The sequence below is a fragment of the Priestia endophytica genome (genome assembly GCF_026790145.1).
Classification (GTDB): Bacteria; Bacillota; Bacilli; order Bacillales; family Bacillaceae_H; genus Bacillus_I; species Bacillus_I endophytica_A.
The window spans coordinates 320,014-335,105 of sequence record NZ_JALAMS010000011.1; the positions used below are offsets into that span (position 1 = coordinate 320,014).

Below are 15,092 nucleotides of genomic sequence, written 5' to 3' on the forward strand. Positions count from 1 at the left end.
TTTTTTATAACTTTATGGATCTTTCTCCTCTGTTTCATACTCATTACTAGTTAAAATAACGAACTCATCTCAAGTAGTATGATCATTGCTGTGTAACATTTGGCTGTGCAAAAGCTCCCCTATATTTTGCACTAGGATGACGCTTGCTCAGACGGTCTTTTCCAAAAAGTTTGAAGCGTAATGTTTCAGGCTGTACTTGTTGCTCACGAGCTAGTCCTCTTTTACGAAGAACAGGCATTACAGAACTGATAAATTCCTCGTATGAACCTGGAATAGTTGCATTAATAACATTCACTCCATCTACTCCTGCTTCTTGCCAAAGCTCAAGCTGATTTGCAATCGTTTCTGGAGTTCCGACGATGCGGGAATTTCGACTCCGTAATTTGGCTAAGTCTCTTACAGTAGGAGTCCGTCCCTGTGTACTTTGTTTGAGCCATTGAAATGTACTTTGAACTCCTTCTGTTTTTACATTTTCAAGAGGTGTATCTAAATTAACATTTCCTAAATCAATGCCCATTCCGCCTGCCATATGAGCAATCATCATGTCATAGTCTATCTTTTGTTCTAATTCAATTTCTTTTTGTCGCGCTTCTTCTTCGGTTTCTCCAATCACAAAAGACAGGCCCTGATAGAAGCGGATATCATGAGGATCGCGACCATACTGTACGGCAAAGTTTCGTGTATGATCGATTAGCTTGCGTGCATTATCAGGATCAGGTGAGACGATAAAAACGGCTTCTGCATGACGAGCTGCAAAATCTCGGCCTGCTGCTGAGGACCCCGCTTGAAAAAGGACGGGTGTGCGCTGTGGTGATGGTGAAACAAGATGTGGACCTTCTACGTTATAACGTTCACTAACATGATGAATCTTATGAATTTTCTTCGGATCGGCATGAATGCCGCTTTCTCTATCTTGTAAAAGGGCATCTTCCTCCCAGGAACCTTCCCATAGCTTATACAGAACATCTACATATTCATCGGCCCAGTGATAGCGCTCATCGTGTGAGACCAATCCATCATAGCCGAAATTTCGAAAGGCATTTTCAAGCGAACTTGTGACAATATTCCACGCAATTCTTCCTTTTGAAATATGGTCAAGGGTAGAAACACGCCTCGCAAAGTTAAATGGAGGCTCTTGAAGCGGTGCTGCAGTGAAAGCTAGCCCAATCTTCTTCGTGTTCACAGCCAAAGCAGATAAAAGAACCATTGGATCGTTGCTTGGAATTTGCAAACCATTGCTTGCATGGTATTCCCACCCTCCTCGGTGATTCCCATATAATCCAACAACATCTGCAAAAAAGATGGCATCAAATCCACCGTCTTCAAGCTTTTGTGCTAGTGAAACCCATAGCTCTACATCATTAAAGTTTAATTGATGACCTTCCTTATCCCGCCATAAACCGTGAATAATATGAGAAGCCGTGTTCATCACAAAGGCAGAAAACGAAAGTGGTTTAGACATTATTTATCATCTCCATTGTTTAACTTATCGATTTATTTTGGAATAATGCGCTTTACGGAGCTGCGAATACTCTCCTCTATTAGTTCACCAGAAGATTTTTCAACAATTTCTCCCTCTTCGTTGATAAAGAAGATTACCGGAATATTTAGAATGTCGTACTGATCCACAACTGAACCTGTTCTGTCTAGCAAAATAGGAAAATGCAGTCCGTATTCTTGAACAAAAGGTTTAATAATGACTCTTGGTTCATTTGCGTTAACAGCAAGTACTTCAATTCCCTTATCCTTGTACTCTTTGTAAATATTATTTAAATGAGGCATTTCTTTTTTACAAGGAGGACAGTATGTTGCCCAAAAGTTAAGGATAACTCCTTTTCCTCTAAAATCTGAAAGACTCACTTCGTTACCGTGCAGATCTTGAAGTGTAAAATCAAAAGCTATGTCATTAAGATCCGCACCTTTAGCAACGTTTTTTTCATTCTTAAAAAAATTAACATAAACCGTGTAACCTAGTCCTAGTAATAAAACTAGAATCACCAGACTCATGAGGAGAGAATTACTAAACTTCTTCATTCTATATTTTAAGATGCTTCTCCCTCCTCTCCGTTTGTAACAGATAAAAATATCCCTTTCATTTCATGCTGTTCTTTATAATCTACATGTACAATCACTTGTTTTTCTCCCGGTTCTAAAAACTTAGTGTCTAACACATACTTTCCTTCCTCTAGAACCTTTGGTGAAACCATACCTAAAGACGCGCCGTTTTCAATAATTTCAAACTGTACATAGGCATCATCAATTTTTTCAGCTCCGTATGTGACAAAGGCTGTTAAACTAGCTGTATTATTAATTGTTAGTTTTGTAGTATCGCTGTTTAAGGAGACCTTTAGTGCTGGAGTCTCTACTGGACTGTGAGCAATACTAGACTGAGAGTAGCCTACTAATAATAGTGATATAAATAGAATTAGAGTTGTTCTCACATCATAACTCCTTCTCTAACGTACTTTTTCGATTAAGATTGTTACCTATTTATCCTGCTTCATTTTTTAAATTCGTCCAAAATAGAATACGTTTCTTAATTCGCTCAAACGTAATCATAATGATTAAAATAACAAGACTATTAAAAATCAAACCTGATATAACTAAATCATACTGAGTGAAATCGGTATAATACTGAATAAAATACCCCATGCCTGCTTTTGCACCAAACATTTCGGCCGTCATTAAAACTAAAAAACATAAGCTGAGTGACTGTCCGATGCCGTTTAAAATGAGCGGTGAACTTGCTGGAATAATGACTTTAAAAATTAAATCTCGTTTTTCAAGACCAATCGTCTTAGCATTGTCCCAATAGTGATTATCGATTAATAACACACCTTGAATCGTTCCTAAAAAGATGGGCCAAAAGGCAGCTATAAATAAAATTGACATAGAAGCCAGTTCAAATGTTGGTAATAATGCAATCGCATAAGGAATAAACAAAGTAAGCGGCAGTGGACTAAATGCATTGAAAAAAGGCGTTAAAATTTTTCTCGGCTTTGGACGCGTTCCAAAAAACAAGCCTCCACTGATTCCTAACACTAGAGCTAATAAAACACTTGGCACTAGTAGTTTCATTGAACTTAAAAACCCTTGAAAAAGTTCAAATATCGCTCTAAAAAAAGCAGCGGCCACAAGATGAGGAGACGGAAAAATAAGTGGACTTAGCCAATCTGTAAAGTTAGTGATATAAATCCATAATCCTATTAAAGCAAAAGCAATGGCTATCGAGTAACTATACGTACTTAAAAAATTTTTCATAGAATGCCTCCTTTAAATTAAGACTGTAAATTCTGCTTATTAAACCGGTTAAGAACCTTTTTATAATAATCATCATTAGGGTTTTCTTTAATAAGTTCATCTATAGCTTCTTCATACATAGACAAATTAAAGTGATCATCTAAATCAATGTTATCCACGTTTTTTATATAGCCAATGTCTTGCATTTTCCCCCACGTATTCACAACTTCCTTTTTATTTGGATCTGCTGAGTTGATCAAATGCTTCTCGTTGACGATTTCGTTCACTCTTTCTTCGGGCAGTTGCTTAAACGTTGGCTTTGATGCTTCTAAGTTTTTCTTCGGATCTTCTAATTTTACTCGCTCTGCTTTTATAAGAGCTTTCATAAACTTTTTGTATGCTACAGCTTTATCACTTGAAATATTTCCTCTGACCGTAACGCGGCAGCAAAGATCATTTTGACTTAAATCATTGCTCCAAAAAATAGGTTTCAGCCCGATTTGTTCTGTTTTAGTCAAATGTCCTGTATTAGAAAGACCAACATCTACTTTTCCAGATTGTACAGCCTCAAGCACATCTGCTACGCTTTTCACTTCAACAAAATCTACATCTTTCTGAATATCAATTCCGGCATCATCAAGCGCTGATTTGAAAATAACATCAAGAGTACCTAGTCTAACCGTTGCTATTTTCTTTCCTTTGAAATCTTCTAATGTTTTATATTTGTTGGCATTTTCCTCTTTCGTTACAACAGGTTGTCCACCTTCCATATGTCCTCCAATGAATGTAAAATCTGCTCCTTGGGCAATGTAGTTCAGCGGTCCTGCTGTACCAAAAGTGAGAGCAATATCGATTTTGTCAGAGTTTAGAGCATCTAACCCTCCACTTGTAAAGGAAATCATTTCAACTTCTACGTTTTCATCTTCAAAAAACCCTTCAGCTCGAGCAATGTCTGCTAAAGGTGCTCCGTATAGCTGACCGTATCCGACTCTTAGTGTGGAACTTTCCTTACCTGACGCTGCATCTTTTTCTCCGCACGCTGTTAACGCTAAAACAGAAATCATCAAAAGCCCTATCATCCAACGTCTGCTTCGCAATCCCTTACCTCCCCTTCTCCTCCTCATTTAAATTCCTGCTCCATACGGCTGAACCGTCTCGTTTTGTTCGAGTTTCTTAAATATTCCATTGTTCATCACGTGTAAAATTTCATTTCTAAATTTAATAAATTCCTGGCTTTCGATTAACATCTTTCGGTCTCTTGGCTTCTTAAAAGGTACGTCAATAACTTCTGCTATTTTGCCCGGAGGACCAGGCGTAAACATAACAATGCGATCGGCTAAAATGATGGCTTCCTCTGCGTCATGTGTAACAAATACTACAGTGCGCTGCTGATCGCGATTTACTTGCAGAATAATATCTTGTAATTGAATTCGTGTTACGGGATCTAATGCACCAAAGGGCTCATCCATAAACATTAAATCTGATCCTAATGATAGAGCCCTTGCAATTGCTGCTCTTTGTCTCATCCCTCCTGACATTTCACCAGGATATTTTTTCACGGTATGCCCTAACTGTACTAATTCAAGGTATTGCCCAGCTAAGTGTGCCAGTTCTTTTTTAGATTTGGATTTTTTCATCGTTCTTTTCATTGCAAGAATAATATTTTCTTCTGCTGTCAGCCAAGGAAATAGCGAATAGTCTTGAAATACAACCGCACTATCTGGCAACGAAGTTTTCGTTGATACAGAATCAACGAAAACTTCACCACTCTTCGGCTGTGCTAATCCTGTTAACAATCGAAGCAGAGTACTCTTCCCAGAACCACTAGGCCCCATTAACGTAATAAACTCTCCTTTTCTAATAGTGAGATTAATATCTTGTAAAATCTCAACTCCTTCATAACTAAAAGAAAGAGATTTAGCTTCAATTTTGGTTTGAAATGCCTTCTGTTTTTCTCTTACCTTGTAAACTTCTTGAATTACTTTTGCCATATTCATCCTCCAACCTTTTTTTATATTTCACGCCATAAAAAAGAACCAGGAACATTACTCTTTACGGCAATGTTTCTGGTTGACCAGTCAACAAAAACCTATAACCCTATCAAAATAGTAGGTTTAATATAATTAATTTTACTTTGCTTACATTAATCTAATGATCATTTCCCTTTTTCCCAAAGTTCTAGAGGTAAACCTAGCAACTCTCTTCCAATTTGCTCTCGAGCAATGTTATTAGAAGGGGCCATAGGAATTCCTCCACGTGCATCTCGGTAAATGCGTTCAAAAGTTCCTTCTATATATCCAAAGCCTCCTGCGACATCCATCGCAACTCGTGCTGCAAAATCGGCTAATTCTGTTGCTTGTACTTTTTGCTCTTTTATTTCGGAAGCAAGGGGAAGGGAAGACTCATTTAACGCACGTAATTCATCCAACCGCCTTGCCAAATCGAATTGCCATGCTCTCAAACCTGTAATGCGAATTTTTACTTCAGCTAATTTTTGCCGAATGACTCCATAATCAGCTAAACTCTTGTTGAAATCTCGATGAATCGTTCTTGTTGTGTGGGCAACTGCAGCGTCAAGCGCTCCTTCGGCTACACCTAGCCAAACGGCATTTAATCCTATTGCTACTCCTGTCCCATTTAACACATCTATCCCATCTGCTGGCAATAGATCTTGATAACTTACTCTTACATTCTCAAACATTAATGGACCACTATGGTTTCCTCTTACACCAAGTGCTTTCCATGGTTTTGCTATAATTCCGTCCTTGTGGCCGTCTACAATGAATGAGCTATGCTCCTTAGGGTCACGGCTACCCGCAGTACGGGTTTGCACAATATAAAAATCTGCCTGCCCTCCACTTGTTGTAAAGGACTTTTGAGCGTTAATAATATACTCTGTTCCATTGTCTTTCGCTTGGCTCCTGTTATACCAAACATGACCTCCTGTTGCTTTTTCACTAATGGACAGAGTACCTAAATATCCTCCCCTGACTTTAGGTAACCATCGCTCTTTTTGACTTTGACTACCAAAAATATTAATAGCTTGAACAGCACCAACATGCATAGCATATACGAGACCTGTTGACGCATCTACTTTTCCTATTTCTTCAGCTGCAACCGATAATCCCACATAGCCAAAGTCTAATCCTCCCCACTCTCTAGGAATAGTTACAGAATTCCACCCTTCACGAGCTAAGTAAAGTAAGTTTTCACGAGGAAATTGACCTGTTTTATCAACCATTTCAGCATTAGGTTTTATTTTCCCTTCAATAATAGGCTTTATCATGGCTCTCATTTTCTCAATCGATGATGGTGAATAAACAGGTCTATCTTTTGATATGTTGGTCATTTTTATATCCCTCTGTTTCTATTAGATATTAAAAGTACACTTGTTTGATCGGAAGCTCATTACCATTCACTATATAATCACCGATTGCTCGTGCTTTGTAGACCGTTGGATTATGAGAAGCAATCGTACGAATATTGCGCCAGTGGCGGTCAAGATTTGCTGACTGTCTTGTTGCAGAGGCTCCTCCAACTTCAAATAGTCTTGTCGCTGCTTGCAAAGCAATATTGTCTATCATTACTTTCGCTTGTGCAGCTTTTACTGAAGCTTCATGACTTAAAGCATAATCAATATCACCTTCAACAGCTGAAGCTACCGCCTGATCTAATGCTTCAGCAGCTGTAAGTACAATTGCTGAAGCCCCAAAAGCACTGCTCGCTATTTCCCCAATGATTTGCTGAAGTTGAGGGTCCTCTGATGGCGTATTCGCAGCTGCAAAACTGAATGTTCTTTTTCTGTTTTGAACCAAAGCTGCCGCATCTGTCACTACATTTTGCATAATTCCTGTAATCACCGCATGCAAATACAGCTGTAAGTAGGAATTAAATGGCGTTTTCTTATCGTACGTTCCAATGATTTCTTCGTGTTTAACTAAAACGTTGTTGAAACGAGTTGTTCCACTTCCCGTGAGTTTTTGACCAATACCGTCCCAATCATCCTCAAGAATGACGCCCTCACGATTTGTTGGAATAACAACAGATAGAGCCGTTTTATCTACGTCTGAAGCTGTAACAAGAACAAAATCAGCATACAGCGTGCCTGTACTAAAATACTTTGTACCATTTAAGCGATAGTCACCTCCATCCCGAGATAATTTTGTTTCAAATACTTTTGTTCCTACATTTTTGGGGGAAAGTTCAGTTGTTGCATTTCCAACAATGTGACCGTGGGCTATTTTTTGTAGCCAGTAATCTCGCTGCTCATCTCTAGGAGCGATAAGTAAATTTTCCACAAAGGAATAATGGGCGCGAAGACTATGAGCAACGTCTGGATCAGCTTCTGCTAATTTGATAATCACTTCAAAGAGTTCGCGAATACTCGCCCCTCCTCCACCATGTTCAATCGGTAACCGTAAGGCACCTAATCGTGATTGTCTAATAACATCCCATGCAAGATATGGATGTTCTTCACTGTTAGCATTTCTTCGGTCTTTCGCATCTTGAGCAATTATAGAAATTAACTCATTAAGTGCGGGTGTATGAAATTTAACAGGTTCAGTAAACAGATATGAAGATTTTCCACTACTTTTTCCAGTATCAACACTGACGTTTAAATTTCTATAGTTCGTCATATTCTATTTCTCCCTTAGCTTTGATTTACATAGATAGCATATTACTCTAATATGCATTGTTGATTATATAAAAAAACACCCTTTTCCCCCTATCAACAGTGGGAGAACAGATGCCTTTAGTTGCCTAATCGGACCACTATTTAATTTTAAGTTAAAAACTACATTTTACACGTTACTAGCTTCTTAAGCTTACAATTGATAGTTCATATTTCTATATTGAGAACCTACGTGTTCTTCTGACAAGCGTGCCCTTCCTTTACCAAATAATTTCTCCCTTAGCGTTCCTTCTTCGTACTCTGTTTTTACTAACCCACGCTCTTGTAGTTCGGGAATAACAAGCTCAACGAAATCCGCAAATGAACCAGGTGTCACTGTATAAGCTAAGTTAAATCCGTCAATATCTGTTTCATCAATCCATTCTTCAAATATGTTAGCAATTTGCTGTGGTGTACCAACAGCAATAGGTCCCATTCCACCAATACCAGCGAACTTAGCCAGCTCCTGGACGGTCCACGTTTTATTTGAACTATATTTCGTAAGCGATTCTAACATTGATTGCACAGCTTTTGTTTCTATATACTCAATTTCTTGATGTGGATCCCATTTTGAAAAGTCGACTCCAGACCACCCGCTTAGTAATGAAAGAGCGCCTTCATAGCTTATATAGCTTGCGAGTTCTTCGTATTTCTTCCAAGCTTCTTCTTCTGTTCTTCCAACAATAACGGTAAACAAGGCAAAGACTTTTAAGCTTTGTGGATCTCTTCCTTGCAAGTGGGCTTGTAATCTCAAATCTTTTACATAAGCGGCAATAGAGCTTTTTTCAGGTCCAGAAATAAATGTGCATTCAGCATGCTTAGCGGCAAATTTTCGTCCTTTTGATGATCCCCCTGCTTGATATAAAACAGGAGTTCGTTGCGACGAAGGCTCACATAAATGAATACCAGGAACATTAAAATATTTACCATGATGGTTAATGGCATGGACTTTGTCAGGATTTGTAAAGACTTTCTTTTCTTTATCCTTGATAACGGCGTTCTCTTCCCAACTGCCTTCCCATAATTTATAGCAAACTTCAACATATTCATCAGCAATGTTATAACGCTCTTCATGCTGAATTTTATGACCTGCATCAATGTTTTTCATTCCACTTTCTAAATAAGAGGTCACAATATTCCAGGCAATTCGCCCATTTGTTAAATGATCCAACGTTGTCATTCTTCTGGCGAATGTATAGGGATGTTCAAATGTTGTAGAACAAGTAATTCCAAAGCCTAAATGCTCTGTTGCATGTGCCATTGCAGAGACAAGCATCATTGGATCATTGACAGGAACTTGTGTTGCTTCTCGAACAGTGACTGTCTTATCTGCCCTGTATACGTCATATATTCCAATTACATCCGCTATAAACAGGCCATCAAAACGTCCCTTCTCTAATAATTGTGCTAGCTCGATCCAGTAATTAATATCGTTATATCGATGTGATTCGTCATCTGGATGTGTCCACAGACCAGGAGATTGATGAACAACACAATTCATATCAAAAGCATTTAAATATATTCTACTTTTTTTCATATTTCGGCCCCTTTACTTTTCAATTCTTTACGAATTTGAACCTTTCTCAGTAAAATCATTTAAACAATGTAAAAGTAAATATCACCTGTTTATTTTTTCTATTTACCCACATTTGTTGTTTGCTTCTCTATACTTTCTTTATTTTGCAGCAACTCCACCAAATGGACTAATAAAAGTCCGCTCATTTTCATCATAATGATGATTTAGCGATAGTTTTGGAAAGAGCAGCTCTGCCGTACGATACGCTTCTTCTAGGTGAGGGTATCCTGATAAAATGAACGTTTCAATTCCTAAATCAGCATATTCTTTCATTCTCTCAGCTACTGTATCAGCATCTCCTACTAGAGCTGTACCTGCTCCTCCTCTCACTAGACCAACTCCTGCCCACAGATTCGGGCTTACTTCAAGTGAAGATCGATCCCCTTTATGAAGGTCACTCATTCGTTTTTGACCTTCTGAATCCATTCTTGAAAATGCTCTCTGTGCAGCTTGAATCGTGGCTTCATCTACATGTTCAATGAGCTCTTCAGCAGATTTCCACGCTTCTTCTTCGGTTTTTCTTACAATAACGTGCAGGCGAATGCCAAATCGCAACGTTCTGCCCTTTTTGGCTGCTTTGCTTTTCATCGTTTCAATTTTTTCTTTCACTTTCTCAGGAGGTTCTCCCCATGTTAAATACACATCTACATGATTAGAGGCAACATCCATTGCAGCGGGAGAAGATCCTCCAAAATAAAGAGGCGGATATGGCTTTTGTACCGGAGGATATAACACTTCCCCGCCTTTGACATTAAGGTAGTTTCCATCAAAATCTACATCTGATCCGTTTAACGCTTCTCTCCAAATTGATAAAAATTCATCTGTTAATTCATAGCGCTCATCATGATTTAAAAACAATCCATCTCCAGCTAGTTCAACAGGGTCTCCTCCTGCGACAACGTTGACTAGCAATCTTCCTTTTGAGAAGCGATCAAATGTAGCAGCCATTCGGGCAGATAAAGTAGGCGATGTTAGTCCTGGACGAACTGCAACAAGAAACTTCAGTTTTTCGGTGACAGGTGCTAGCATTGACGCTGCAATCCATGCATCTTCACATGATTTTCCTGTTGGTAATAGCACCCCGCTGTATCCTAACGTATCTGCAGCTTGGGCAATCTGTTTGCAGTATGAATAGTTGACTGGACGCGTTTCCTCAGATGTGCCCAGATAACGCCCATCTCCGTGTGTTGGAATAAACCAAAAAATCTCCATTTCCCTCTTCCTTTCTTCTATTAATTTAAGAAATTAGTATGTAAAAAACAAAAGAGGCTCACCAAGCGAACGATATGTTCTTCGCTTAATGAGCCTCTGGATGACCAGACGGAATATTTGTATTAAATGTTATGACCATGATAAGCTAATTATTCCCATTTGTAAAGTATGAATTGAAACTAAATTTTCTTTATCAATTTATGTTCCGTAGGAAGGCTAAGAAGCATTTTCGCTAGCTTACCTTCCTTTCGCAAGCGGAGTGCATCTTTTAACGTATGTTTCATACCCTGTGCTCCATCAAGAACTTTTCGTTTCATCCTCTAGTTCCTTTACTCGTTTTTCGAGCTTCTTCACTTTAGACTGTAGTTCTGTAACAAATATAAAGGCTGCGATGGCAAGTGCAGAGCCTGCATACTCCATTTTTATTCCTCCTTAATCCTTATGCTTCGTAATATTTACGGGTAAGAAAAGAAAGGGTTTCAAAATAACCCTTTCCTTCCATCCCTTTGGTATCTAAAATCTGTTATACTATGCTATAAAATAATAACGCGAAAGAGAGGTTACGAGGTTGGACTTATTATCTTTACTTTCATTTTTAGGCGTTGCTGTGCTTCTTACCCTTATGCCTGGTCCTGATAACTTATTTGTGCTTGCTCAAAGCATTGCCAAAGGAAAAAATGCCGGCATTTTTACAACGCTTGGTCTTTGCACAGGACTGCTCGTTCATATTACGGCAGCAACGATCGGACTTTCAGCACTTGTTTATCAATCTTCTCTTGCTTTTTCAATTGTAAAATACGCAGGAGCCGTTTATTTACTTTATCTAGCTTATAAATCGTTCCGTGACAAAAGCACGCATGTGTCAATGAAAAGCGAGGATTCATTAGAAAACAAATCGCTCTACAAAAAAGGCATCATTATGAACGTTTTGAATCCAAAAGTATCGCTGTTCTTCTTAGCGCTTTTTCCGCAGTTTATTAACTACGATAGTTCTGTTACACTGCAAATGCTTCTGTACGGATTTACATTTTTAGTTCAAGCGTTCGTTATTTTTGCGCTTGTTAGCTTTTTTGCTGAAGGAGTTGGACGCTTTTTACGTAAAAGCCCAAAAATTTCTCGGAAAATTAATGCTTTGCAAGGCTCTTTGTTTACAATCATTGGAGTGAAAATAGCGTTTACTGAAAAATAATACCTTACTAAAAAGCGCCGTTCGTTTGTACGAACGGCGCTTTTTATAATCGACAACATGCTATTATTTCATCCTATTTAATAGATCAATAGCGATAATTTCCCTCGTATTTTTCTTATCTTTAATAATAAGCGATGCGTGATCTTCATCTTGCCAATAGACGTTAAAAGTCTCTGGCTCTACGGTCTTTCCTTCATTATCTATGTTTATACGAAATGAATAGCGAGGACTCCCTTCTTTCTCATAGTAAACTTTAATATCTTGCTCACCAAAGAAAGAGAGTAGTTTTCCTTCTTGCACAATTTCCACCTTGCTCATATTCATGAGAGATTGACTTATAATAATTGATCTTTCTTTTATATAACGAGGATATACAAAGGCAATAAAGGGCATTGAAAGAACGAGACCAATTGTCAGCGTCACCGTAAGGATTTTGTCTCTCTTTCCTTTTTTTATGGCTCGCTCAAGAGGTAAGTCTTCTTTTTTTAGAAAATCGAACTCTTTCTTTTCCCTACTTCTTCTATGTAAAAAAGCACTCCACCAATACACTAAATAGAGATAGCCTATTAAAAGAAAAACAGCGGCGAAAGAGCCCTCATGCAGTCTTTCAATGAGATGTTCTATATTTTGTCCATTTCTATTCATATGATAGAGTAGAAAAACAGCGATGATAAGAGCAATAAATGAGCGTTTCCTACTTTTTCTTCTAACAAAACTTACGATAACACCCAAAAGTGTAAGAAACGGTAAGTAGGTTGTAAGCAAGATAACAAGTATCCGTAAAAAATTAAGGTAGGTCATGATATGTCCCTTCTGTTAAACGATGTAAATAGACACGAGTTCAATCTTATCTTGCCACACTTTATTCTTATAAAACAAGACGTGAATTTCATATGAAATCCACGTCTTAGTTCTATCCAAATGAACGAAGTGTAAGCTGAGCAATCAAATATAGCATTTCTTGCTGTGACACATCGCCATTTTCAAGCTTTTCTTCCCATACTTCCGGCTTTTGAAGAGGTAGTTTATCTTTTACTTGTTGGAATGTTGTATATAAATTTTGAATTTGATAGTCTTGAAAATCTCCTGCTCTTTTTGCCATTACCATTGCATCTTGACGTTTGGCTTCATCTTGTGGACGTGCCCCGTTGGTAATTCCACGTTCAATCGCTTCATTCACTTCTTCTCGTGCAGCAGGATCTGCTGGTAACTTACTTTTATCCACTTTTGGTTCCTCCTTTGCCGGATCTTGTGCTGGCGGTGTTGTTGGTTTTGGCGCCGGTGTCGGTGCTGGGGTTGGCTTTGGTTTTTGAGAAGCTTTATATACTTCATCAAGCTTTGCTAATGTAAGTGCTCCTGCAATCCCGTCAGCTGTTAAGCCGTATTTTTTTTGAAATGCTTTTACCGCTTGTTCTGTTCCCACTCCATAATCTCCGTCAACCCCACCTGAACCCACACTAAACCCAACTGCCTGCAGTTTTCCTTGCAACCCTTTTACAAGCGTCCCGCTATCTCCTCTTTCAAGATAGTTTTTCGGAAGTGGCTGTGAAGGAGCAACAGCTCCACCTGATGGAGGTTTTCTTCCTGCTTGAAGCTGCGAAAGGGTTAATCCAAAGGTATACTGAAAGTGTGGAAGATCTTTAAAAGATCGCCATGCTCCTCCCCATTCAAGTCCAAGAAGCTGCTGACCTAATTTTCCGACTCTATTGTAATCATTTCCTGTCCATACCGCGTTTTGATTATCATCAAAAATGGCGATATCAAACGCTAATCCATAGTTATGGATCGACTGACCTCCTCTTGCATTTGTGACGATTTTCCCTGGCTTTGTCCGTCCTTGTTCGTATAGAGCATTTTGTTCTGCAAAAGTACGAAGTCCTTGTGTAACAGCAATATTAATTCCGTTTCTATACGCAAGTTTGATAAGCTCAATGGCTTTTGCTGCCACTGTAGCATTTACCCCTACTAGCCGCTTTTCCGAGCGCTCTAGCAGATAATCCAAAGTAGTGGCTGGCATATGATTCACTCCCTAGTTGTTTGACAATGTTGCCTTCTCTCTTTCACACTAAAAAAAGAATGAAGAAAATAGAGCTCTCTATAGCTCAATTCTCATGTCTATTACTACATTCTATTCAAAAATGAGAGAGTTGTTTTACCTAATTTTGGAATATAGTTTTTAAAAAAGAATGAGGAAAATACTATAGGAATAAAAGACTTATAGGCTATAAATGAAAATCCTTTTAAAATTTGTCGAAGAAGAAGGCTTTAGAAAGAGGAAAGTGACTATTTGTAAGGAAAATGTAAAGATGATACGCTATAATAAGTTTATTGAAAGGAGGACAGCATAGCCTTTATAAAATAGATGAGAAATCAGAAAGATACAGATAAATACTATTTCTCATTATCTACCATACATACCTTTACAACTACCTAATATGAGATCTCTCTACATCTGATAGATTTACAGAACTTGAGATTTTAGACTATTCGAAATTATCATTCCTTTTACTTAAAACGAAACATTATACCTAGAAATGTAAAAATTGTCATCTTTCAATATCGATTATGATAATGGTATAATATTTTATTGCAGCCATTGATAACTTAATGAGAAAACGAGTGAAATGCACATTAAAAAAGCCAGTAAAAAGGAATCAAACAAATGTGATTAAGATTACGGCGTGCTGACATGGTCAACTTTATGGTCAAACGCTATGATGTTACGAGAAAGAGGGGAAACAGATGCAAGAACAGAAACTGGCGAGAGGTTTAAAAAACCGACACGTACAACTAATAGCAATTGGTGGAGCGATTGGAACAGGGCTTTTCCTTGGAGCTGGAAAGTCCATTCACCTTGCAGGTCCATCAATTTTATTTGCTTATATTATTACAGGAATAATCTGCTTTTTAATTATGCGCTCGCTTGGAGAATTACTTCTAACAAATTTAGAGTATCATTCTTTTGTTGATTTTGTACAAGATTATCTAGGAAATATGGCAGCCTTTATTACCGGCTGGACCTACTGGTTTTGCTGGATTTCCATTGCAATGGCAGACTTAACAGCAATTGGCCTTTATACACAATATTGGTTCCCAAGCGTTCCGCAATGGGTTCCAGGATTAATTGCGCTTGTGATTTTACTAATTATGAACCTTGCCACTGTCAAACTTTTCGGTGAGATGGAGTTTTGGTTTGCTTTAAT

The 15,092-nt window shown here is 38.3% G+C and carries 15 protein-coding genes and 1 pseudogene; 2 read left to right on the forward strand and 14 right to left on the reverse strand.

Going from position 1 to position 15,092, the window contains the following annotated elements; genetic code table 11:
* Positions 1–82: 82 nt before the first annotated feature.
* The 12 genes from MOC86_RS10130 to MOC86_RS10185 form a co-directional block, all read right to left on the reverse strand.
* The gene (locus MOC86_RS10130; protein WP_268584061.1) at positions 83–1,462 is read right to left on the reverse strand and encodes an LLM class flavin-dependent oxidoreductase; all 1,380 of its coding nucleotides are present in this window, start codon (positions 1,460–1,462) and stop codon (positions 83–85) included.
* A 32-nt stretch (positions 1,463–1,494) separates the two neighbouring features.
* Positions 1,495–2,034 carry a thiol-disulfide oxidoreductase ResA gene (gene resA / locus MOC86_RS10135; protein ID WP_268584062.1) on the reverse strand — a complete coding sequence of 180 codons (540 nt, stop codon included), beginning with the start codon at positions 2,032–2,034 and terminating at the stop codon, positions 1,495–1,497.
* A gap of 8 nt (positions 2,035–2,042) precedes the next feature.
* Positions 2,043–2,441 carry a FixH family protein gene (locus MOC86_RS10140; RefSeq protein WP_268584063.1) on the reverse strand — a complete coding sequence of 133 codons (399 nt, stop codon included), beginning with the start codon at positions 2,439–2,441 and terminating at the stop codon, positions 2,043–2,045.
* A gap of 49 nt (positions 2,442–2,490) precedes the next feature.
* On the reverse strand, positions 2,491–3,261 hold the full coding sequence (locus MOC86_RS10145; RefSeq protein WP_268584064.1) for an ABC transporter permease: 771 nt from the start codon (positions 3,259–3,261) through the stop codon (positions 2,491–2,493).
* A 17-nt stretch (positions 3,262–3,278) separates the two neighbouring features.
* The gene (locus MOC86_RS10150) at positions 3,279–4,337 is read right to left on the reverse strand and encodes an ABC transporter substrate-binding protein (RefSeq protein WP_268584065.1); all 1,059 of its coding nucleotides are present in this window, start codon (positions 4,335–4,337) and stop codon (positions 3,279–3,281) included.
* Positions 4,338–4,364: 27 nt separating this feature from the next.
* Complete coding sequence (locus tag MOC86_RS10155) at positions 4,365–5,231, reverse strand: ABC transporter ATP-binding protein (RefSeq protein ID WP_268584067.1); 867 nt, start codon at positions 5,229–5,231, stop codon at positions 4,365–4,367.
* Positions 5,232–5,395: 164 nt separating this feature from the next.
* Entirely contained in the window at positions 5,396–6,589 is a 1,194-nt protein-coding gene (locus MOC86_RS10160; protein WP_268584068.1) for an acyl-CoA dehydrogenase family protein, read from the reverse strand.
* Between the two features lie 28 nt (positions 6,590–6,617).
* Positions 6,618–7,877, reverse strand: coding sequence for an acyl-CoA dehydrogenase family protein (locus tag MOC86_RS10165; RefSeq protein ID WP_268584069.1), 1,260 nt, complete (start codon positions 7,875–7,877; stop codon positions 6,618–6,620).
* 189 nt (positions 7,878–8,066) lie between these two features.
* A complete protein-coding gene (locus MOC86_RS10170) occupies positions 8,067–9,449 on the reverse strand; it encodes an LLM class flavin-dependent oxidoreductase (RefSeq protein WP_268584070.1) in 1,383 nt (460 codons plus the stop codon).
* A 138-nt stretch (positions 9,450–9,587) separates the two neighbouring features.
* Positions 9,588–10,700, reverse strand: coding sequence for an FMNH2-dependent alkanesulfonate monooxygenase (gene ssuD, locus MOC86_RS10175; RefSeq protein ID WP_268584071.1), 1,113 nt, complete (start codon positions 10,698–10,700; stop codon positions 9,588–9,590).
* A gap of 179 nt (positions 10,701–10,879) precedes the next feature.
* Positions 10,880–11,017 carry a hypothetical protein gene (locus tag MOC86_RS10180; protein WP_268584072.1) on the reverse strand — a complete coding sequence of 46 codons (138 nt, stop codon included), beginning with the start codon at positions 11,015–11,017 and terminating at the stop codon, positions 10,880–10,882.
* On the reverse strand, positions 10,998–11,120 hold the full coding sequence (locus MOC86_RS10185) for a hypothetical protein (RefSeq protein WP_268584073.1): 123 nt from the start codon (positions 11,118–11,120) through the stop codon (positions 10,998–11,000). Before MOC86_RS10185 ends, MOC86_RS10180 begins: the two co-directional genes overlap by 20 nt.
* A 148-nt stretch (positions 11,121–11,268) precedes the next feature.
* Between MOC86_RS10185 and MOC86_RS10190 the strand changes: the two genes are divergently transcribed.
* Positions 11,269–11,889, forward strand: coding sequence for a LysE family translocator (locus tag MOC86_RS10190; protein ID WP_268584074.1), 621 nt, complete (start codon positions 11,269–11,271; stop codon positions 11,887–11,889).
* Between the two features lie 63 nt (positions 11,890–11,952).
* On the opposite strand, the gene MOC86_RS10195 is transcribed toward MOC86_RS10190, so the two are convergent.
* A complete protein-coding gene (locus MOC86_RS10195; RefSeq protein ID WP_268584076.1) occupies positions 11,953–12,690 on the reverse strand; it encodes a hypothetical protein in 738 nt (245 codons plus the stop codon).
* A 112-nt stretch (positions 12,691–12,802) separates the two neighbouring features.
* Entirely contained in the window at positions 12,803–13,906 is a 1,104-nt protein-coding gene (locus MOC86_RS10200) for a peptidoglycan-binding protein (RefSeq protein WP_268584078.1), read from the reverse strand.
* A 782-nt stretch (positions 13,907–14,688) separates the two neighbouring features.
* Between MOC86_RS10200 and MOC86_RS10205 the strand changes: the two are divergent.
* A pseudogene (locus MOC86_RS10205) lies at positions 14,689–15,092 on the forward strand (amino acid permease); the annotation flags it as partial.

Excerpts from the sequence above, each read along its gene's own strand:
- MOC86_RS10155 (WP_268584067.1), bottom strand. The coding sequence starts at position 5,231 with ATGGCAAAAGTAATTCAAGAAGTTTACAAGGTAAGAGAAAAACAGAAG.
- resA (WP_268584062.1), bottom strand. The coding sequence starts at position 2,034 with ATGAAGAAGTTTAGTAATTCTCTCCTCATGAGTCTGGTGATTCTAGTT.
- MOC86_RS10180 (WP_268584072.1), bottom strand. The coding sequence starts at position 11,017 with ATGAAACGAAAAGTTCTTGATGGAGCACAGGGTATGAAACATACGTTA.
- ssuD (WP_268584071.1), bottom strand. The coding sequence starts at position 10,700 with ATGGAGATTTTTTGGTTTATTCCAACACACGGAGATGGGCGTTATCTG.
- MOC86_RS10170 (WP_268584070.1), bottom strand. The coding sequence starts at position 9,449 with ATGAAAAAAAGTAGAATATATTTAAATGCTTTTGATATGAATTGTGTT.
- MOC86_RS10160 (WP_268584068.1), bottom strand. The coding sequence starts at position 6,589 with ATGACCAACATATCAAAAGATAGACCTGTTTATTCACCATCATCGATT.
- MOC86_RS10200 (WP_268584078.1), bottom strand. The coding sequence starts at position 13,906 with ATGCCAGCCACTACTTTGGATTATCTGCTAGAGCGCTCGGAAAAGCGG.
- MOC86_RS10130 (WP_268584061.1), bottom strand. The coding sequence starts at position 1,462 with ATGTCTAAACCACTTTCGTTTTCTGCCTTTGTGATGAACACGGCTTCT.
- MOC86_RS10195 (WP_268584076.1), bottom strand. The coding sequence starts at position 12,690 with ATGACCTACCTTAATTTTTTACGGATACTTGTTATCTTGCTTACAACC.
- MOC86_RS10145 (WP_268584064.1), bottom strand. The coding sequence starts at position 3,261 with ATGAAAAATTTTTTAAGTACGTATAGTTACTCGATAGCCATTGCTTTT.
- MOC86_RS10185 (WP_268584073.1), bottom strand. The coding sequence starts at position 11,120 with ATGGAGTATGCAGGCTCTGCACTTGCCATCGCAGCCTTTATATTTGTT.
- MOC86_RS10165 (WP_268584069.1), bottom strand. The coding sequence starts at position 7,877 with ATGACGAACTATAGAAATTTAAACGTCAGTGTTGATACTGGAAAAAGT.